17 protein-coding genes and 1 tRNA gene are annotated in these 20618 nt (G+C 48.1%); 11 read left to right on the top strand and 7 right to left on the bottom strand.

The genetic code is table 11. The features are described 5' to 3' along the window. Positions 1-268: 268 nt before the first annotated feature. On the bottom strand, positions 269-2281 hold the full coding sequence (locus BIZ37_RS21985) for an NADPH-dependent 2,4-dienoyl-CoA reductase (RefSeq protein ID WP_187463332.1): 2013 nt from the start codon (positions 2279-2281) through the stop codon (positions 269-271). A 344-nt stretch (positions 2282-2625) separates the two neighbouring features. On the opposite strand from BIZ37_RS21985, the gene sppA reads away from it, so the two are divergent. The 3 genes from sppA to BIZ37_RS21970 all read left to right on the top strand — a co-directional run bounded on the left by sppA (position 2626) and on the right by BIZ37_RS21970 (position 6376). Further along, positions 2626-4476 (top strand): signal peptide peptidase SppA, encoded by a 1851-nt coding sequence (sppA, locus tag BIZ37_RS21980; protein ID WP_187463331.1) that lies wholly within the window; start codon positions 2626-2628, stop codon positions 4474-4476. Between the two features lie 89 nt (positions 4477-4565). Then, positions 4566-5576, top strand: a complete 1011-nt coding sequence (gene ansA / locus BIZ37_RS21975) for an asparaginase (RefSeq protein WP_107298606.1) — start codon at positions 4566-4568, stop codon at positions 5574-5576. A 131-nt stretch (positions 5577-5707) separates the two neighbouring features. Further along, entirely contained in the window at positions 5708-6376 is a 669-nt protein-coding gene (locus BIZ37_RS21970) for a glutathione S-transferase family protein (protein ID WP_187463330.1), read from the top strand. A gap of 26 nt (positions 6377-6402) precedes the next feature. Here BIZ37_RS21970 and BIZ37_RS21965 read toward each other — a convergent pair whose 3' ends face one another. Further along, positions 6403-6711 carry a YeaC family protein gene (locus tag BIZ37_RS21965; RefSeq protein ID WP_107298604.1) on the bottom strand — a complete coding sequence of 103 codons (309 nt, stop codon included), beginning with the start codon at positions 6709-6711 and terminating at the stop codon, positions 6403-6405. Positions 6712-6907: 196 nt separating this feature from the next. Here BIZ37_RS21965 and BIZ37_RS21960 point away from each other — a divergent pair, with 196 nt between their 5' ends. Further along, complete coding sequence (locus BIZ37_RS21960) at positions 6908-7720, top strand: DUF2989 domain-containing protein (RefSeq protein WP_187463329.1); 813 nt, start codon at positions 6908-6910, stop codon at positions 7718-7720. Positions 7721-7843: 123 nt separating this feature from the next. Here BIZ37_RS21960 and msrB read toward each other — a convergent pair whose 3' ends face one another. Next, positions 7844-8248 carry a peptide-methionine (R)-S-oxide reductase MsrB gene (gene msrB, locus BIZ37_RS21955; protein WP_187463328.1) on the bottom strand — a complete coding sequence of 135 codons (405 nt, stop codon included), beginning with the start codon at positions 8246-8248 and terminating at the stop codon, positions 7844-7846. Positions 8249-8596: 348 nt separating this feature from the next. Here msrB and gap point away from each other — a divergent pair, with 348 nt between their 5' ends. Both gap and BIZ37_RS21945 read left to right on the top strand, forming a co-directional pair. Beyond that, complete coding sequence (gap, locus tag BIZ37_RS21950) at positions 8597-9592, top strand: type I glyceraldehyde-3-phosphate dehydrogenase (protein WP_039459186.1); 996 nt, start codon at positions 8597-8599, stop codon at positions 9590-9592. A 242-nt stretch (positions 9593-9834) separates the two neighbouring features. Beyond that, on the top strand, positions 9835-10710 hold the full coding sequence (locus BIZ37_RS21945; protein WP_187463327.1) for a D-hexose-6-phosphate mutarotase: 876 nt from the start codon (positions 9835-9837) through the stop codon (positions 10708-10710). A gap of 80 nt (positions 10711-10790) precedes the next feature. On the opposite strand, the gene BIZ37_RS21940 is transcribed toward BIZ37_RS21945, so the two are convergent. Next, entirely contained in the window at positions 10791-11171 is a 381-nt protein-coding gene (locus BIZ37_RS21940) for a VOC family protein (protein WP_107298600.1), read from the bottom strand. A 36-nt stretch (positions 11172-11207) separates the two neighbouring features. Beyond that, entirely contained in the window at positions 11208-11384 is a 177-nt protein-coding gene (locus tag BIZ37_RS21935) for a hypothetical protein (RefSeq protein ID WP_187463326.1), read from the bottom strand. Between the two features lie 360 nt (positions 11385-11744). Here BIZ37_RS21935 and BIZ37_RS21930 point away from each other — a divergent pair, with 360 nt between their 5' ends. From BIZ37_RS21930 to BIZ37_RS21920, 3 genes are read left to right on the top strand one after another with little or no spacing between them, the layout of a single operon-like run. Beyond that, positions 11745-13679, top strand: a complete 1935-nt coding sequence (locus tag BIZ37_RS21930) for a PrkA family serine protein kinase (RefSeq protein ID WP_107298599.1) — start codon at positions 11745-11747, stop codon at positions 13677-13679. A gap of 35 nt (positions 13680-13714) precedes the next feature. Then, on the top strand, positions 13715-14986 hold the full coding sequence (locus tag BIZ37_RS21925) for a YeaH/YhbH family protein (protein WP_107298598.1): 1272 nt from the start codon (positions 13715-13717) through the stop codon (positions 14984-14986). A gap of 23 nt (positions 14987-15009) precedes the next feature. Then, positions 15010-16539: a SpoVR family protein gene (locus BIZ37_RS21920; protein ID WP_187463325.1), complete on the top strand. Its 1530-nt coding sequence runs from the start codon at positions 15010-15012 to the stop codon at positions 16537-16539. Between the two features lie 82 nt (positions 16540-16621). Here the strand turns inward: BIZ37_RS21920 and fadR are convergent, their stop codons facing one another. Further along, positions 16622-17473 carry a fatty acid metabolism transcriptional regulator FadR gene (fadR, locus tag BIZ37_RS21915; protein ID WP_107298596.1) on the bottom strand — a complete coding sequence of 284 codons (852 nt, stop codon included), beginning with the start codon at positions 17471-17473 and terminating at the stop codon, positions 16622-16624. 558 nt (positions 17474-18031) lie between these two features. On the opposite strand from fadR, the gene nhaB reads away from it, so the two are divergent. Then, the gene (gene nhaB / locus BIZ37_RS21910; protein ID WP_187463324.1) at positions 18032-19624 is read left to right on the top strand and encodes a Na(+)/H(+) antiporter NhaB; all 1593 of its coding nucleotides are present in this window, start codon (positions 18032-18034) and stop codon (positions 19622-19624) included. Between the two features lie 237 nt (positions 19625-19861). Beyond that, positions 19862-20386, top strand: coding sequence for a disulfide bond formation protein DsbB (gene dsbB / locus BIZ37_RS21905; RefSeq protein ID WP_187463323.1), 525 nt, complete (start codon positions 19862-19864; stop codon positions 20384-20386). A gap of 150 nt (positions 20387-20536) precedes the next feature. On the opposite strand, the gene BIZ37_RS21900 is transcribed toward dsbB, so the two are convergent. Next, positions 20537-20618: transfer RNA gene (locus tag BIZ37_RS21900), tRNA-Ser, on the bottom strand.

Raw genomic sequence — 20618 nt, 5'->3', positions numbered from 1 at the left:
TCGTCGGTAAAGCTACGTCTAGTAACAACTTTCATATAAACACCTCTTATTCCTAATAAAGAGGTGTCTACTTTTAGGGGGTCACTTCAGGTCCTGGGTCCTGGGTCCTGGGTCCTGGGTCCTGGGTCCTGGGTCCTGGGTCCTGGGTCCTGGGTCCTGGGTCTGCAAGCAGCATTCGTTTATCGCTATGATACGTCAAGCTCTTGCTTCTGCTTTTCGCTTTTCCTAGGACCCGCACTTCCCAGGGCCTAAAACCCGCTCCTTTTTCCTACAACTTCGCTGCCAGCTCGACCCCTTGGCGGATCACCCGCTTGGCATCAACTTCGCCGGCAACATCAGCACCACCGATTACATGGACATTGATGTTCTTGGCCTTTAGCTCGTCAGAGAGCACATCAACTGAGGTTTGTCCGGCGCACAAAACGATGTTATCGACATCCAGTATGCGTGACTGGCCTTCGACAGTGATGTGCAAGCCTTGATCATCGACTTTGTCGTAGCTCACGCCACTTAGCAGCTCAACCCCACGTTTTTCCAAGACTTTCTTGTGGATCCAACCGGTTGTCTTGCCTGGCCCTTTACCCATCTTGCCTGGGCGGCGCTGCATCAGCCACACCTGACGCTGGCTAACATATTCCTCATGCGGATATAGCCCACCAGCATGCTCAATGGACTTGTCGATACCCCAATCCTTGAGCCAGTCATCCAAGCTTTGATGATCCGGTTCGGTCAGCATGGTAGAGACATCCACCCCGATACCACCTGCACCAATAACAGCCACTCTCTGGCCTAATTCGACTTTGTCACGGATCAGCGTCTGGTAATCAATCACTTTTTCATGGTCGATACCAGGAATTGGCGGTCGGCGCGGCTGGACGCCGGTGGCAACTATCACTTCATCATAACCTTGCAGGTCTTCCACAGACACCGCTTTGCCGAGCTTCACGTTCACCTCAGTCTGCTCTAGGCGGCGGGTGAAGTAGCGGATAGTTTCCTTGAACTCTTCCTTACCCGGGATTTGCATCGCCAAGTTGAACTGGCCACCGAGATGATCATTCTTTTCAAACAAATCGACTTTAAAGCCTCGCTCTGCCGCCGCAACGGCCGTTGCCATACCGGCAGGCCCTGCCCCAACAATCGCAACCCGGCGCTGACTGGCCGAAGGCGACAAAATCAATTCCGTTTCGTAACAGGCTTGCGGGTTGACCAAGCAACTTGCCCGCTTGCCGACAAACACATGGTCCAAACAGGCTTGGTTACAACCGATGCACGTATTGATGTCATCAGCCCTGTCCTGCTCAGCCTTGATAACGAAGTCCGGGTCGGCCAAGAATGGCCTTGCCATAGAAACCATATCTGCTTGGTTGCTCGCCAAGATATCTTCGGCAACCTGCGGGGTGTTTATACGGTTACAGGTCACCAGCGGGATAGATATTTCAGACTTGAGCTTTTCAGTAACCCACGCGAAGGCCGCCCTTGGCACTTGGGTTGCAATCGTCGGGATCCTCGCCTCATGCCAGCCAATACCGGTATTGAGGATAGTAACCCCTGCTTGCTCAAGTTGTTTGGCTAGCATCAACACTTCTTCATGGGTACTGCCCTGCTCTACCAAATCGAGCATCGAGAGGCGGAAAACGATGATAAAATCCCGGCCAACACGGGCCCTTACCGCTTTGACCAACTCAATCGGAAAACGCATCCGGTTCTCATAGCTGCCGCCCCACTCATCATAGCGATGGTTCGAGCGCTTACAGATGAACTGGTTTATCAGGTAACCTTCCGAACCCATCAACTCCACCCCGTCGTAGCCAGCCTCTCTGGCAAGCTCAGAACTGCGAGCAAAGGCTTCGATGGTTTTCTTGATCTGCCGGGTACTCATCTCTTTCGGGGTGAATTTAGAGATAGGAGCCTTGATAGACGAGGCACTAACGGCGAAAGGATGCATGGCATAACGCCCGGCATGGAGTAGCTGCAAGGCGATTTTCCCACCCTCATCATGCACGGCGTCAGTAATCACACGGTGCGCCCGCGCTGCACGCCCAGAGCTGAATTCAGCACTAAGCGGGTGAAGACGACCACGAAAGTTCGGCGAGAAACCGCCGGTAACAATAAGACCAACACCGCCTTTGGCTCGGGCAGCATAGAAGGCGGCAAGTTTCTTGAACCCGTCGCGGGATTCTTCCAGCCCGGTATGCATCGATCCCATCAACACACGATTACGTAATTGAGTGAAACCAAGATCCAGCGGTGATAACAGATGAGGGTAAGATTTATCGTCCATGGCTTCCATTCTTTATGTTGTTATGGTCTGACCAGTATACGAAGCGACCAACTATATTTCAAACAATCGTTTACATTAACGCAACAATATATTGATTTAGATCTAACTCCATGGATAAAAACGTATCCAAAAGTAGCGACATGGCACAGGATTATTTTGATGATAGGTACTTCCCACTTGTGCTGCTAAACCACTAGCCTACTTCGATTAATTACTGAATTTCCTTTATTAGTCGGTTAGCATGTACATTTAGATACAGAACTAAATCATTATTATTACGTCCAATCTTATATAGATTGAGAAATAAGCAGGCTCAGAGCCTCGGCGAAAAATCAGGAAACTTCATGAAAGTGATCTTTAAAGGAATTGGCAAAATCTTCCGTTGGATATGGAAATTGATCAGCTTTACCCGTCAGCTGGTCATCAACTTACTGTTCCTCATTATCATTGGCGCGCTGTTCTTCGCCTTTACTGAGAGTGGCAAAGAGCCAGAACTACCGGAGCAAGCAGCATTAGTATTGGATCTGTCGGGTCCCATCGTCGAGCAGCGCAGCTACTCCAGCCCGCTTGATAGCCTTACCAGCAGTGCATTCGGTAATGAGCAGACCCAAGAAAACGTCCTGTTCGATATCGTCGATACCCTGCGCACCGCTGCCACTGATGAACGTATTACTGGCCTAGTACTCAACCTGCGCGACATGAGCGAGACCAACCTGACCAAGTTGCGCTACATCGCCAAGGCACTGGAAGAATTCAAGGAGTCCGGTAAACCGGTTTATGCCATTGGTGATCATTACAAACAAAGCCAGTACTACCTATCGAGCTATGCCGACAAAGTGTTTATGTCGCCAGATGGTGGGGTCATGCTTACCGGTTACGGCAGCTATACCCTCTACTACAAGAGCTTGTTCGAGAAGCTGAACGTCAATACCCATGTTTTCCGCGTCGGTACATACAAGTCATTTGTCGAACCTTACACCCTAGATGGCATGTCTGACGAAGCCCGTGAAGCCAACACGGCATGGCTGAACCAACTTTGGGGCGCTTACACTTCTGATGTAGCAAAAAACCGCCAGATCGATGCCAGCACACTGACCCCAGAACTGGATCAGTTTGTTGTTGAGTTGAAAAGCGTCGACGGTGATTTTGCCAAGCTAAGCGAGAAAATGGGCTTGGTCGATGAGCTCGTAAACCGCCCTGGGCTTCGCAAGCAACTTATCGATGCTTTCGGCGAGAACGATGACCATAGCTTCAATCAAATCAGCTATTACGATTACCAGCCAACCATTGGTGATATCCAGTTGCCTAGCGACAACCAAATTGCGGTCGTTGTCGCCAGCGGTGCCATCATGGATGGTACTCAACAAAGAGGTAACGTTGGTGGTGATACCACTGCAGGCCTATTGCGTGAAGCTCGCCTTGATGACAAAGTGAAGTCGGTCATTCTCCGTGTCGATAGCCCGGGGGGCAGCGCTTTTGCCTCAGAGGTGATCCGCAATGAGGTCGATGCCCTAAAAGCGGCAGGCAAGCCTGTTGTTGTCTCTATGTCGAGTGTGGCAGCATCAGGCGGCTACTGGATTTCATCTTCTGCTGACAAAATCATGGCCCAGCCAACCACGATTACTGGCTCGATCGGTATCTTTGCCATCTTGACCACCTTCGAAAAAGGCCTTGAGAAGATGGGCGTTTACAGTGACGGTGTTGGCACAACCCCATTCTCTGGTGTCGGTGTTACCCGCGAACTGCCTGAAGGTATTGCCGAGATCTTCCAGCTAGGCATCGAGAACGGCTACCAACGCTTTATCGGACTGGTTAGCCAAAACCGTGATATGACGCTTGAGCAGGCAGACAGCGTTGCTCAGGGACGAGTCTGGACTGGTAAAGATGCCCTTGCCCTAGGTCTGGTCGACGAACTGGGTGATTTTGATGATGCCGTTGCCAGTGCCGCCGAGTTAGCAGCGCTGGGTGAGGACTACGAGGTACGCTGGATGGCTAAGCCATTGAGTACAGCAGAAATGTTCATGCAACAGTTCAGCTCTGAAGCCAAGGTCTTTTTCCACCAGCTAGTCTGGGGAGAGTTGCCTGAAGCCATGCAACCTGTTACACAAAAGGTTGTAACAGACCTATCTACCCTTGGTAACTTCAATGATCCAAAAGGACAATATGCCTTCTGTGTAAACTGTCCGGATCTTTAAAAGTGAGATCAGCCCGGCAACGCCGGGCTTTTTTTACGCTACATACCCCGTATAATGCGCCCACCAAACCGATAATTCTGTACCTTCATATGGAAAGAAAACACATTTACATCGCCTACACCGGCGGCACAATTGGTATGCAGAAGTCAGACCATGGCTACGTACCAATTGCTGGTTTCATGGAACAGCAATTGGAAAGCATGCCAGAATTCCATCGTGCAGAAATGCCAAAGTTCACCATCCACGAATATGATCCCCTGATTGATTCGTCGGATATGACGCCAGCGGATTGGCAGCGCATTGCTGATGATATTAAAGCGAACTACGACAAGTACGACGGTTTTGTGATCCTACATGGTACGGATACCATGGCATATACCGCCTCTGCTCTGTCATTCATGTTCGAAAACCTCGACAAGCCTGTGATTGTCACCGGTTCGCAAATTCCGCTTGCGGAGCTACGTTCTGACGGCCAGAGCAACTTGCTCAATGCCCTTCACGTTGCCGCGAACTACCCGATCAACGAAGTCACTGTGTTCTTCAACAACAAACTGATCCGTGGTAACCGCAGTACTAAAGCCCATGCAGACGGATTCGGTGCCTTTATTTCACCTAACCTACCACCGCTGCTGGAAGCCGGTATCAACATCCAACTCAACAATGTTGAAATCGACAAGAAGCCGGAAGGGGCATTCAAAGTCCATAACATTACCCCTCAACCGATTGGCGTGATCACCATGTACCCGGGGATCTCACCTGAGGTGATCCGCAATACCCTGCGCCAACCGGTCAATGCGATGATCCTGCTAACCTTCGGTGTCGGTAATGCCCCGCAGAATGCAGAACTGCTTGAGCAGCTAAAAGAAGCTAGCGACCGTGGTGTTATCGTCATGAACCTTACCCAGTGTCTATCTGGCAAGGTCAATATGGGCGGCTACGCGACAGGTTGTGCCTTGGCGGATGCTGGTGTCCTTAGCGGATACGATATGACCCCTGAAGCGGCATTGGCCAAACTGCACTTCCTGCTGAGCCAAGATCTTCCGGTGGAAACCGTACGCAGCCTGATGCAACAAGACCTACGTGGCGAGCTAACCCACTAAGCCTCCCACTTTGCATCACGAACGCAAAACAAACGGCAGCCTAAGGCTGCCGTTTTTATTGTCATGCCCTCAAAATCAACTACTCGGCTACACTTTGACTATTCCCGTCAGCGAAAGGCCCTGAGTACATTATGATCCTACATGGCTCCTCGATTTCACCCTTTGTTAGAAAAATCATGCTGGCCCTTGCCTATAAAGGGATCACTTATGAGCTTCAGCCCCTCAACCCCTACGTCGAAAAAGAGCTCGCTCAAAAGCGTCACCCGCTGGGGAAAGTGCCGGTGTTGGAAGTCGACCAGCACAGCATCATGGACTCAACGGTAATCGCCCACTTCCTCGACGACCAATACCCTGTTCCGCCCCTATACCCCGGTGACGCAATCACCCGGGCTAAGATCCGTTGGTTGGAAGAATATGCCGGCACCCGCCTCACTTCCCTTATTGGCGGGGTACTGTTCTATCAAAAAATTCTGCGGGGAAAAATGCTCGGCAAAGAGGTCGATGAAGAAGCGGTAGAGCAGTGCCTCGAGCATCACCTGCCAAGGGCAATACAATACCTGGAAGAGCAGTTGCCGGAGCAAGGTTATATTGGCGACCATATGTCGATGGCTGAAATTAGCCTCTGGAGTGTAATGCGAAGTGGCTGGATGGCAGGATTGCGTTTTAGCCATTATCCGATGCTAGAGAACTATCTGGCCCGCATCGAACAAGAACCCTGGGTGGCAAACCTAATGGGAGAAGAAGACCACGAGCTGTCAGGTTTTTATTGCCCGCCCGTGGTTCTCGGCACCATCAAATAAGGGATGGATAGCGGCAGGAGGCTGCTTTAGAGTTGGTCATGTTCAAAACGGGCAATATCGTCTGTTGCCATCCCTGACGCCGACTGGTTGTCACCGGCAAACTCTTTTTTGAGTTCCGCTTTGGATTTGAATTTGATTTCCCCACCTTTCTCTACTGTCATGTGGGCCGCTTCAGCATTATGGCGGGACTGGTAGAGCATGACGGCCTGCATGGAAGAATCACGCTGCTCTGGCGTAAGCGGTGTTCCATCTGGCCACTTGCCAATTTCAACCGCCGTTGCAAGGCGCTGGTACACTTCTGGGGTCATAGCGTTAAGCAAAGTTTCAAGATCCATGGCTGTTTTGTTTTCCTTTTAATAGCATTTCTTGCTCGCAGTAATAACAGTTTCCTCTAAAGCTCGCCAAGAATACGTCGATAAAATGCTTTAGGGATCACACTGCTGAAAATCAGCGGCCCGCCTCAGTCTTTTATTTTTATTTTGATAAACTCGTTAACAACGATTCACGCTATTGGATTCACTGATAAGCCAAATGAGAAAATCCGCGCGACAACTTACCCTATTAATAGCCTGCTTGGTCTTGCTCAGCGGTTGCTTTGAACGCCACCGCTCTACCGACAGTTTGTGCCAAGCTGAGCCGCAACTCTGCGCTGACACCAACCTCAATGATGGTCAATGCCGCCTCCAGCGGGTCAACCTCATTTGGCAACGTTACGAAGTGCTAAAAAGCCCGACAGACAAAGAGAAGTTCAAAGAGCTGAAATATACCTACGACTACCAGAAATGTTTGGAGTACGCGGCACGTATCGAGCCTACCGAGCTGAAAGAGCGCAAAACCCTCCGTACCCAAGCGATGCTGAGCGCGTATGCATCAATAAAACGCCTCAACGAAGAGTTAGCGCAATCAAACGACCCTGAAATCCTCTATTTCCGTTGGAGCCAAGGTGATCAGGATGCTTTGCGCAAGTTCCTGAGGCTTGAGGGCAGCGAGGTAATGGAAACCCCAGATATGCAATTAGCATTGGCGACCTTCTATACTACCAAAGATCAGGAGAAGACGGTTGCGTTGCTGGAGCACGCTCTGGAACTTTACGGGAGCCGGCCAAAGATTAAACCGGAAATCATCCTAAGTTTAGCGACGTTATCTCATCAGAATGGGAGAACAGAAAAAGCCTATCTATGGGCGAAAGTGGGTAGTGAGTTGTCTATGCCAGTTGCCAGCCAGGACAAATTGAATGCGTTTTACCCAATGAGCACCGAGCGCCGCAGCGAGCTGGACGGTCAAGCTATTGGCATTGCCCAATCACTTCGAAATGGTGAATTCAGCGCCAGCATGGCCAATTGAGTATTCCGGCTTATTCACCTTTGCTCAAGCGCCTACAAAAACGCCCTGCTATCTTTGAGCAGGGCGTTTCCGTTTAAGCCCATCTCACAAGATGGCTTGAGAACAAAGCACAGTAGGCTGAGCTTATTGGCCGCCGCCAGCCTCTTCATTATTAAAAATCAGAGACACCGAGTTCACACAATATCTTTCCCCTGTCGTTTTCGGCCCATCAGGGAAAACATGCCCGAGGTGGCTGTCGCACTTGGCACAACGGATCTCAATCCGCTGCATACCATGGCTGTTATCTTCCAGGTAGCGGATAGCATCTCGCTCGATAGGGGCATCGAAACTCGGCCAGCCGCAGCCTGAATCATACTTACCGCTTGAGTGGAACAATGGCGCTTGGCAACACGTACAGCTATAAACACCTGTTTCGCGGTTATGAAGTAGCTTGCCCGAGAACGGCGCTTCCGTTCCCTGCTCACGACAGATGTGATACTGCTCTTCCGTCAGTTTTTCACGCCAGTAAGAGTCTGATTTAGCTGACATTATACTTCCTTCTTATATTATTCACGTTATCAATTCTGAAAAATGGTTGCCATTTGCGTCAACTGTGGCACATACTTTCTGCTCGAAAGGATTTTACATCTTCACTGCTCATTTAAGCATATTTTGGATGAGCTTCGTGTTGATATTAAAAGTTAATAACAGCAATGATTGATATTCATACAACTTCTGTACGAATTTGCAGCGTTGTAGTGGGAATGTAAAAAAAATCCGAACTTTTTTTTGACCTTACGCAATTTAAGTTCGTTTTTCACTTGCAGCGTCACGTTAGATTCTGTAATTTTACTACCAGTTATCTTTCATTAGAAATTAAGTTGTGGAGCAACTGTAATGACTATCAAAGTAGGTATTAACGGTTTTGGCCGTATTGGACGTTTTGTTTTCCGTGCTTCTGTAGAGCGTAACGACATCGAAGTTGTTGGTATCAACGACCTAATCGACGTTGAGTACATGGCTTACATGCTTAAGTACGATTCAACTCACGGCCGCTTCAACGGTACTGTTGAAGTAGAAGGTGGCAACCTAATCGTTAACGGCAAAACAGTTCGCGTAACTGCAGAGCGTAACCCAGCGGACCTTAAGTGGGACGAAATCGGTGTTGACGTTGTTGCTGAAGCAACAGGTATCTTCCTAACTGACGAAACTGCTCGTCAGCACATCACAGCTGGTGCGAAGAAAGTTGTTCTAACTGGTCCATCTAAAGATGCGACTCCAATGATCGTTATGGGTGTTAACCAAGACACTTACGCGGGTCAGGACATCGTTTCTAACGCTTCTTGTACTACGAACTGCCTAGCACCAATCGCTAAAGTTCTTAACGACAAGTTCGGCATCGAGTCTGGTCTTATGACTACTGTTCACGCAACTACAGCTACTCAGAAGACTGTTGACGGTCCTTCTGCTAAAGACTGGCGTGGTGGTCGTGGTGCTTCTCAGAACATCATCCCATCTTCAACTGGTGCTGCTAAAGCTGTAGGCGTTGTTCTTCCAGAACTAAACGGCAAACTAACTGGTATGGCTTTCCGCGTACCAACTGCTAACGTTTCTGTAGTTGACCTAACAGTTAACCTAAAAACTGGCGCATCTTACGAAGCTATCTGTGCAGCAATGAAAGAAGCTTCTGAAGGCGAGCTGAAAGGTGTTCTAGGTTACACTGAAGATCAGGTTGTATCTCAGGACTTCATCGGTGAAGTACAGACTTCTGTATTCGATGCTAAAGCTGGTATCGCTCTAACTGATAACTTCGTTAAAGTTGTATCTTGGTACGACAACGAAATCGGTTACTCAAACAAAGTTCTAGACCTAATCGCTCACATCTCTAAGTAATGTAAGCTTTTAGCTAGATGATAAAAGGCGACGCTACGGTGTCGCCTTTTTTGTATCTGTACTTTTGATACGCTCACAAAACCAAAAAGCACTAAAACGCAGTTAAAAAATACCTACAAATTTAACAAATATTTTTTAATAGACGCCGTTATTTTTTTAATAAAAATAAGTGTAAAATTGACTGTTACTTTCACACCAAGGTGGCAATCATTTATACATTGCTACAACCAAAGGATAGTCTGATGGATTTCAATACTCTTCCAACAGTGGCGGCCTTATCCGATGCTGTCACTATCTGTGATTACCAAGGGATCAAAATCGTAAAGATCAGCCATGAGCAGGCTGATGCCGGTATTTCCCTGCATGGCGGGCACCTTGTCTGGTTCAAACCAAAGGGTGAGGACGATGTTATTTGGCTGAGCGAAAAAGCAGAATTCGATACGGCGAAGGCTATCCGAGGCGGGATCCCTGTATGCTGGCCTTGGTTTGGCAAGGCGGCAGCACCCTCGCACGGCTTTGCCCGCAACAGCGAATGGACGCTAAAAGAGCACCGTGAAAATGACGAAGGTGTGATTGTCGCGTTGACACTGGCAGATAGCGAAGCGACCCGCGCAGTATGGCCTCACAAGTTCAACAATGTATTGACGTTTGAAATTGGCACAACACTAAAAGTCTCGCTGACTTCTACCAATACCGACAACACTGAGTGGAGCTTCTCTGGTGCTCTTCATACTTATTTCAATGTAGAGAGCATCCGCAGCACCACTATCACCCAAATGGGCAGTGAATACCAAGATAGCACCCAGGTAGGGAAAGTCTGCCAAGGCGGTGAGCAACTTAGCTTTGAGGGTGAAGTTGACCGTGTTTACACCCAGCCTGAGCCAACGGTGATGATCCAAGACCACCAGCGCCGCCAAATAGCAGTAACCAACAGCGGCCACAATGCAGCAGTGATTTGGAACCCGTGGCAAGAGCTATCCATTAGCATGGCTGATATGGCCGACGATAGCTTCGAAACAATGGTCTGTGTCGAGTCAACTATCCACAACAGCAATAGCATCACTTTAGCGCCAGGTGAATCTCATACCCTGACCACTGAAGTCAGTGTGAAGCGTTAACCGGTAGCGGAGCGCAATAGAATGCCCCTTCTCTAACCGGAAAAGATACCGGAGCGGCCCTCTGGTATCTTTCAAACACATCAAGCCAGCATCTGCGTGTTAGCTTCAATCAATACCCAACCATTCCCGTCAGGATCGGCAAAGGTCGCAAACCGTCCCCCAATTAAAGTGACAATCTCCGACAGAGGCACGCCTCGGCTCGATAACTCATCATGGGTCGAGTGGATATCATCGGTCTGCACGACTAACCCCTGAACCGAACCGGCTTTCATCCCGCCAAAAGGCATGACCAGGCTAATCGTTGTCTCAGCACCTCTAGGGGCCAGTTGAATCCAGCGTTTATGCTGATCCGCTTGGTGATCGCGGATCAACTCAAATCCCAGCATGTCCCGGTAAAATGCTAACGCTTGGTTTTGATCAGAAACGGGTATCGACACAGTATCAACACGAGAAATACTCATTAATTAGGCTCCCCCAACTCTCGGCACTTTTTTAGCTTAAGCCAGAGATTTTGATTTAGCTCTCAAAATAACTCCGGCTCGCATTTTTTTGACACTGCTAATGCACACCGTTAGCCCCTCCTCACCCACCTCGACTTCAAGCTTATTTGCAATAATCACGATGGAAAGTCCATTTTTTTGCAAAAAAGCCATCATGCCCTCTACTGCCACCATTTATCACCATCTTTAATCAATGAAATCCTTTGCATTCAGTAAATAGCTCTGCAATGGAAATAAATTTCACCATATATGACTATCCATTTGCACAAGCCACCAGCATCACATTCCATCAACATTTTCGTGAATTTTTTTAAACACTAGCTCTTGCAGAACGGGATTTATAGGAGGATAGTAGATTGATGAGCAAAAAATATTCAGCTTGTAAGGAACACCGAAAAAGGAAATTTAGTTTATAAACCAACAACTCAGTCAAGCAATTTAATCAGTTAGGTCTAGTCTTAAGATATGGGGGATGTGAAAGATTTGTGTTTTCGTCCTTTCTAATTGATTAAAGAACGATTCAGGGGGCATACCATGAGTATTTTTGACCACTATCGTCAACGCTATGAAGAATCCAAGGATGAAGAGCTTTCATTGCAAGAGTTCCTTGAGATCTGTCGTAACGATCGCAGCGCTTACGTCAACGCAGCAGAACGTCTGCTGATGGCAATTGGCGAACCCGAAATGATTGACACTGCTCAAGACCCACGCTTGAGCCGCCTTTTCTCCAACCGCGTAATTTCCCGCTATAAAACATTTGAAGATTTTTATGGTATGGAAGAGGCGATTGAGCAGATCGTTTCCTACCTTAAACACGCCGCACAGGGCTTGGAAGAGCGTAAGCAAATCCTCTACCTGTTGGGTCCTGTAGGTGGCGGTAAATCATCATTGGCTGAAAAACTGAAAAGCCTCATGCAGAAGGTGCCAGTTTATGTGCTAACAGCTAACGGTGAACGCAGTCCAGTTAACGATCATCCATTCTGCCTATTCGACAAAGGTGAAGATGGCGACATCCTCAAGAAAGAATATGGTATTCCCGATCGCTACCTAAATACTATCATGTCGCCTTGGGCCGCTAAGCGCCTGCATGAATTTGGTGGTGATATTACTAAGTTCAAGGTTGTGAAGGTTCGTCCATCGATCCTTGACCAAGTCGGTATTGCCAAGACCGAGCCAGGTGATGAGAACAACCAAGATATTTCATCACTCGTCGGTAAAGTTGATATCCGTCAACTTGAACACTTCGCTCAAGATGACCCAGATGCCTATAGCTACTCTGGTGCACTCTGTAAGGCCAACCAAGGTCTGATGGAATTCGTCGAGATGTTCAAGGCTCCTCTGAAAGTCCTGCACCCATTACTTACCGCAACGCAAGAAGGTAACTACAACGGTACCGAAGGGCTATCAGCACTGCCATTTGACGGCATCATTTTGGCGCACTCAAACGAATCTGAGTGGCAGTCATTCCGTAACAACAAAAACAATGAAGCCTTCCTAGACCGTGTCTTCATTGTCAAAGTGCCTTACTGCCTACGTGTTTCCGAAGAGATCAAAATCTACGAGAAACTACTGCAGAGCTCTGAGCTGTCAGCAGCACCATGCTCGCCATCGACGCTTGAAATCTTGGCCCGCTTCTCAGTGCTATCACGCCTGAAAGAGCCAGAAAACTCAAGCCTGTACTCGAAGATGCGTGTCTACGACGGTGAAACACTTAAAGATACCGACCCGAAAGCCAAATCTTATCAGGAATACCGTGATTACGCTGGTGTTGATGAAGGCATGGCAGGTCTATCTACCCGTTTCGCGTTCAAGATCCTATCTCGCGTATTCAACTTCGACCACTCTGAAGTGGCGGCGAACCCAGTCCACCTGTTCTATGTCCTAGAACAGCAGATTGAGCGTGAGCAGTTCCCACAAGAGTTGGCCGAGAAATACCTTGAGCACCTCAAGGGCTACCTAACGCCTAAGTATGTCGAATTTATCGGTAAAGAAATTCAGACTGCTTACCTTGAGTCCTACTCTGAATACGGCCAGAACATCTTTGACCGTTACGTCAGCTATGCCGACTTCTGGATTCAGGACCAAGAGTACCGTGACCCTGAAACCGGCCAGTTGTTCGACCGCGCAGCACTGAACAACGAACTGGAGAAAATTGAGAAGCCAGCAGGTATCAGTAATCCGAAGGATTTCCGAAACGAAATCGTCAACTTCGTACTGCGTGCCCGTGCAAGTAACGCCGGTAAGAACCCGAACTGGACGAGCTACGAGAAGCTTCGTACGGTTATTGAGAAGAAAATGTTCTCTAACACCGAAGAGCTACTTCCGGTCATTTCATTCAACGCCAAAACTTCGACTGAGGAGCAGAAGAAACATGATGACTTCGTTGCTCGTATGATGGAGAAAGGCTATACCCGCAAGCAGGTACGTCTACTTTCCGAGTGGTACCTCCGTGTGCGTAAGTCTTCTTAAGTAAGCGTAGGATGGGATGAATAAGGGGAGAGCTTATGGCGCATTTTATAGACCGAAGGCTCAACGGTAAAAACAAAAGCACGGTAAACCGTCAGCGTTTTCTTCGCCGTCACAAGCAACAGATCAAAGAGTCTATTGCTGATGCGGTAAACAAGCGCTCGATTACCGATGTGGAAAGCGGTGAGGATATTACTATCCCGAACCGTGACATCCGCGAGCCAAGCTTTCACCAAGGCCGAGGTGGACAACGCGAAGTTGTCCACCCAGGCAACGACCAGTTCAGCCCCGGAGACCGAATTGAGCGCCCCCAAGGAGGGGGCGGCCAAGGCGGTGCTGGTGAAGGACAGGCCAGCCCAGATGGTGAGGGCCAGGATGAATTCGTATTCCAAATATCCAAAGATGAGTATCTCGATTTACTCTTTGAGGATCTGGAACTGCCAAACCTCGAGAAGAATCAGCTCAACAAAATTGTTGAGTGGAAAACGTTCCGCTCGGGCTATAAGTCGTCCGGCGTACCGGCCAATATTGCCATTGTAAAATCGCTCCAGAATTCTCTGGCGCGTCGTACTGCAATGACAGCAGCCAAACGCCGTCAACTTCGCGAATTAGAGAAGACACTGGATCTGCTTATGAACACCGAACCGGCTCAGCCTTTCGAGGAAGAGCGGGTGAAAAATGAGATCCAGGGGCTACGGCAGAAAATCAGCAGCGTACCGTTCATTGATACTTTTGACCTACGCTACAAAAACTATGAGCGTCGACCTCAACCAAGCAGCCAAGCGGTAATGTTCTGCTTGATGGATGTTTCGGGCTCGATGGATCAGGCCACTAAAGATATGGCTAAACGCTTTTATATCTTGTTGTACCTGTTCCTCAACCGGACTTACAAAAACGTTGACGTAGTGTTTATCCGCCACCATACCCAAGCCAAAGAGGTGGATGAACATGAGTTCTTCTACTCCCAGGAAACTGGGGGCACCATAGTGTCGAGTGCACTGCGGTTGATGAATGAGATTGTGAAGAAGCGCTACTCCCCTGCCGAGTGGAATATCTACGCGGCACAAGCATCAGATGGGGATAACTGGGCGGATGATTCACCGGGTTGTCGCGAACTACTGGACAAAGAGCTTTTGCCAGTAACCCGTTACTACTCATACATCGAAATCACACGCCGGGCACACCAAACACTATGGCGGGAATATGAGGCGCTACAAGCCAGCCACAGTAACTTTGCGATGCAGAACATAAGGAGTGTGGAAGACATTTTCCCTGTATTCCGGGAGCTATTTAAAAAGCAAGTCAGTTAACATCGCTTTAGGGGGAATGTGCAATGGATACAGTCGCCAAATCTAAGACACTCAGTGACGGTCCAGATTGGACATTCGATTTGTTGGATCAGTACCACAAGGAAATCAAGCGGGTAGCAGACCACTACCGGCTTGATGCCTACCCCAACCAAATCGAGATCATCACTGCCGAACAAATGATGGATGCTTATTCCAGTATTGGTATGCCGATTAACTACCACCACTGGTCATTCGGTAAGCGTTTTATCGAAACCGAGCGGGGCTACAAACACGGCCAAATGGGCCTCGCCTATGAAATTGTGATCAACTCTGATCCCTGTATTGCCTATTTGATGGAAGAAAATACCATCACCATGCAGGCACTGGTTATGGCACACGCATGTTACGGCCACAACTCGTTCTTCAAAGGCAATTACTTGTTCAAGACATGGACAGATGCCAGTTCGATTATCGACTACCTCTTGTTCGCCCGTAAGTACATCACCGAGTGTGAAGAAAAATACGGCGTCGATGAGGTTGAGCGACTACTGGACTCCTGCCATGCGCTAATGAACTACGGCGTCGACCGTTACAAGCGACCACAGAAGATCTCTATGGTTGAAGAGAAGGCACGCCAGAAAGCCAGGGAAGACTACCTCCAGACGCAAGTCAATTCACTGTGGCGAACCATCCCAGTGACACAGGAAGAGGAAGTCGAAACGGAAGAAGTACGATTCCCAGCCGAACCGCAGGAGAATATCCTCTACTTTATCGAAAAACATGCCCCTTTGCTGGAGCCATGGCAACGTGAAGTGGTCAGGATAGTGCGGAAGGTCAGCCAGTATTTCTATCCTCAGAAACAGACTCAGGTCATGAATGAGGGGTGGGCAACCTTCTGGCACTACACCATCCTCAATCATCTTTATGATGAGGGTCTGGTAACGGATCGTTTCATCATTGAGTTTTTGCACAGCCATACCAATGTGGTGGCCCAACCGGACTACAACAGCCCGTATTATAGTGGTATCAACCCCTATGCTCTGGGCTTTGCCATGTTCCAGGATATCCGCCGGATCTGTGAAAACCCAACGGAAGAGGACAAATACTGGTTCCCAGACATTGCCGGCAAAGACTGGTTAGATACCCTGCACTTTGCAATGGAGAACTTTAAGGACGAAAGCTTTATCAGCCAGTTCCTGTCTCCTAAGGTGATGCGTGATTTCAAACTGTTTGCTGTCAATGATGACGACCGCCATAACTACGTTGAAGTCAGTGCGATCCACAATGAGGAAGGTTACCGGATGATCAGGGAAAAACTGTCATCACAGTACAATCTCAGCAACAACGAGCCTAATATCCAGGTTTGGAATGTCGCTTTGAAGGGTGATCGCTCGCTAACGCTACGTTATGTGCCTCACAACCGTATACCCTTAGCCAACAGCCATCAGGAAGTGCTTAAACACATGCACCGTCTATGGGGCTTTGATGTAACACTGGAAGAGGAATTGCCGGATGGTCGCTCCCACATTTTGGGAACCTGCCCTAACCGTGCTCAATACAACACAGAGATATAATCGCTACATAGTTGTTAATATTTAGATACAAAAAGGAGATGCCGAAGCATCTCCTTTTCTTTGTTGAGTAGCAAAAAAGCTATTACTGCTCTTCTTCGTAGAGGTAACGAGCAATTTCGATACGGTTAGCATACCAAATTGCGCCACTCTCACGACCGTATTTGCGGATACGATCAGCAACCAGCTCTGGTTGGTTGTTGTCACCGTAAGATTTCATATCACGGTAGAACTCGAGAGCTAGCTCACAAGCTTCTTTAGACATGAAGTAGTAGCCACCAACACGGGTGTAAATTTTGCGTAGACCATTGATGGTCAGAACGTACAGGGTGTTGCCTGATTTAGAGGCCATACCCTGGAACATACGGTAGTCGAAGTAGTTGAATGCGCGGGCACGACAAATGGCTTCGCACAATTCAGGATCATCTTTGCCGTATTTATCGACGATCTTCTTCACTTCCTGCATCAAGACAGCTTTATCTTCGCTGTTCTCAATGTACTCAGCAAAGCTATCTGCTTTCAGTAGGGCTTCACACTCTTCAATCACATGATTGATCAAAGCAGAAGACGCTTCTGGGTTCCCTTTGATGGCGTAGCGCATAAATACGCTGCTGATGTCAGTTCGGGCAGAAAGCAAGTCTTCCAGCACGCCCTGAACATCTTGGCCATCGAGTGTAATAAGGGTATCAAGAATGCTAAGCCCAGACGTGTCCATGTAATTGTTCACTCTGGTTGGCTTACCATGCTGAATCGTTAACCAGCCATCACGGGCCAGACGCTGCAATACCTCACGAAGGGTTGTACGAGTAACACCAATTAGCTCTGACAACTCTCGTTCTGCGGGAAGTATTGAGCCCTGTGGGAAGTGATTATTCCAGATACTCTCAATAATATATTTCTCAGCAAATGTTGCTGGGCTATCAGCCTTTATAACCATCTGATTAGTTTTCCAGTTGCTTCTTGCTCTATTTTTATTAACTCATCATACCACCAGTCTTTACCTAATGCCTACCTAATTACTAAAAGAAGTATCTTGCCTGTCTATTTATAACCATGCAGTTTGTGATGATTGATATGCACTGGGTATAAACCAAATCCAGAAATTCCGCTCAAAGATTCGTCGAACCAAAGTTTGACTAAGCTCAACGTAAAATGAAAATTGTAAGCATATATTTCAGTTCTATGTGAGGAATACCTGTGCAAGCCATGTTTTAGGATGAATTTTCATAATCTTAAATAACCTTCATCTATAAGCACTTGACTGCGATGGATCACGCGGTAGAGTTAGCACGTTTTCACTCTGGGAGCTGAATGGATGCTGCTGCCTGCTTTAAGTTAAACACCATCAAGGAAATGGTCTTTAGCTTAGAGGGTCTCAAAAGAACACTTAACCAGAACAACAACATAATGGTTATCCTGCTCTCGGACTTCAAAGGCAAGATAGTAACGCAGCTCATAATTATTAGTATTTGCGTATATCAAGAGACTCGAACAAATGGCAATTTCGCTAGGGAACGCCTTTATAAAAAACTTCCTAGGAAAAGCACCCGACTGGTACAAAGTCGCGATCATTGCTTTCCTGATCATCAACCCAATTGTTTTCTTCTTCGTTGACCCATTCGTTGCAGGCTGGCTACTCGTTATCGAGTTCATATTCACCCTGGCAATGGCGCTGAAATGTTATCCCCTTCAGCCTGGTGGCTTGCTTGCTATCGAGGCCGTCGCTATCGGAATGACCAGCCCCGAAATGGTCAAACACGAGCTAGTTGCCAATATTGAAGTACTTTTGCTGCTGATCTTCATGGTCGCGGGCATTTACTTTATGAAACAATTGCTGCTTTATATCTTCACCAAAATACTGATCGGCATTCGTTCAAAGACCCTGCTGTCGTTGGCATTCTGTGTCATGGCGGCCTTTCTGTCAGCCTTCCTTGATGCCTTGACCGTCATTGCCGTGGTGATCAGTGTGACCATTGGTTTCTACAGCATTTACCACAAAGTGGCTTCAGGCCAAGAACCCCATGCTTCACACGATCACACCTCAGACAACCAAATTCTGGAAGTCAGCCGTGATGATCTGGAAAACTACCGTGCGTTCCTTCGCAGCCTGCTGATGCACGCTGGTATCGGTACCGCGCTAGGTGGTGTAATGACTATGGTGGGTGAACCTCAAAACCTAATCATTGCCGATCAGGCTGGTTGGTTATTCGGTGAGTTCATTCTGCGCATGCTACCTGTCACCCTGCCTGTATTCCTGTGCGGTATCGTCACCTGTGTATTGGTCGAGAAGTTCCAGATTTGTGGCTACGGTGCCCGCCTGCCAGAGAACGTTCGCCGTATCTTGGTCGAATTCGACAATGAAGAGCGTAAACGCCGAACTAACTTAGATTACGCTAAGCTTGTTGTCCAAGTTATCATCGCGGTTTGGCTGATTGTTGGCCTTGCGATGCACCTTGCCGCAGTAGGTCTTATTGGCCTTACCGTTATTATCCTTGCTACCTCGTTCACTGGTATCACTGACGAGCATGCGCTGGGTAAAGCGTTTGAAGAAGCATTGCCGTTTACTGCGTTATTGGCGGTCTTCTTCTCGATTGTAGCGGTAATTATCGACCAGCATCTGTTTGCCCCGATTATCGAAATGGTATTGAGCCTTGAAGGTAGCATGCAGATGACCATGTTCTACATTGCCAACGGTCTGCTTTCCATGGTGTCTGACAATGTGTTCGTCGGTACTGTCTACATTAATGAAGTCAAAGCGGCGCTGCTTGATGGCATTATTACCCGTGATCAGTTCGACATGCTGGCGGTTGCAATCAACACAGGTACCAACCTACCGTCTGTTGCGACACCGAATGGCCAGGCAGCATTCCTATTTGCTTTGACATCGGCACTGGCCCCGCTTATCCGCCTGTCTTATGGCCGTATGGTTTACATGGCTCTGCCATACACCATCGTGCTATCACTGGTTGGCCTTGCCTGTATCGAATTTACATTGGTGCCAATGACTCAGTGGTTCTATGACCTTGGTTGGATCACTCAGGGGACAGTAGAAGCCGCCTCACAAATTGCACCGGCAGTTGGCCACTAATTGAATTTTTTCAATATTTGATTGTCTGTATTAAAGCCCTGAATCATCAGGGCTTTATTGTATTTTTCGTTACTAATTGGTGCTAGTATTTATTTTTTAGCCCTTATTGTTGACAGAAATTAGCATTATTTTGGTCATTATTTTGAATGGCTAAGTGCTAAACCGGCTCAATGATTGAAATGTTCAGCACTTCTAGACAGCCGATTTAGCAGTTAACCTTTTACTCGGGAACACCGTATGTATTTTTTAAATACTTTTTCTAAAAGCCGTCTATCTTGGGCTATCTTATTGGCTTTCATCATCTTTTTTGAAGCCTGTGCCCTATTTTTCCAGCATGTGATGAAGCTTGACCCATGTGTGATGTGTATCTACGAGCGCGTTGCCATGATGGGGATCGGCTTTGCGGCAATCCTGGGTATGATCGCGCCTAAGAACAATGTGATTCGCTGGGCAGGTTTAGCCGGTTGGGCCTACAGCTCTTACCAAGGCCTTGCGCTAGCCCAAGAGCACATCGGCTACCAGTTCCCTGAATTCCCGTGGTCAGCCACCTGTGCGCTTGATGTTAATTTCCCAGCCTGGGCCCCGCTCAACCAATGGGTACCTTGGATGTTTGAGGCCTCGGGTGACTGCGGCAAGATTGTATGGCAGTTCTTCGGTCTTTCGATGCCACAGTGGTTGGAGATCATCTTCGCAGCCAACTTGGTCGCTGTTGCGGTTATTGTGATTGCGCAGATCCTTGGCAACAAGAAAAACGAAGCCTAAGAGTTTCTTAGCAAAAAACAAAATGCCCAGCCATTGATTGGCTGGGCATTTTTGATCTATCGCCCAAATTGCCCTTTCAGGCAAACGCAGAATTTGGATTTCGATAAATAGCAAAAAGCCGCATCCTTTCGAATGCGGCTTTTTTGAATATGGCGGTGAGGGAGGGATTCGAACCCTCGATACGTTGCCGTATACACACTTTCCAGGCGTGCTCCTTCAGCCACTCGGACAC

Origin of the sequence: Photobacterium sp. BZF1 (genome assembly GCF_014349205.1) — a bacterium.
GTDB lineage: Bacteria > Pseudomonadota > Gammaproteobacteria > Enterobacterales > Vibrionaceae > Photobacterium.
This window is presented reverse-complemented; position numbering and strand designations above follow the sequence as displayed.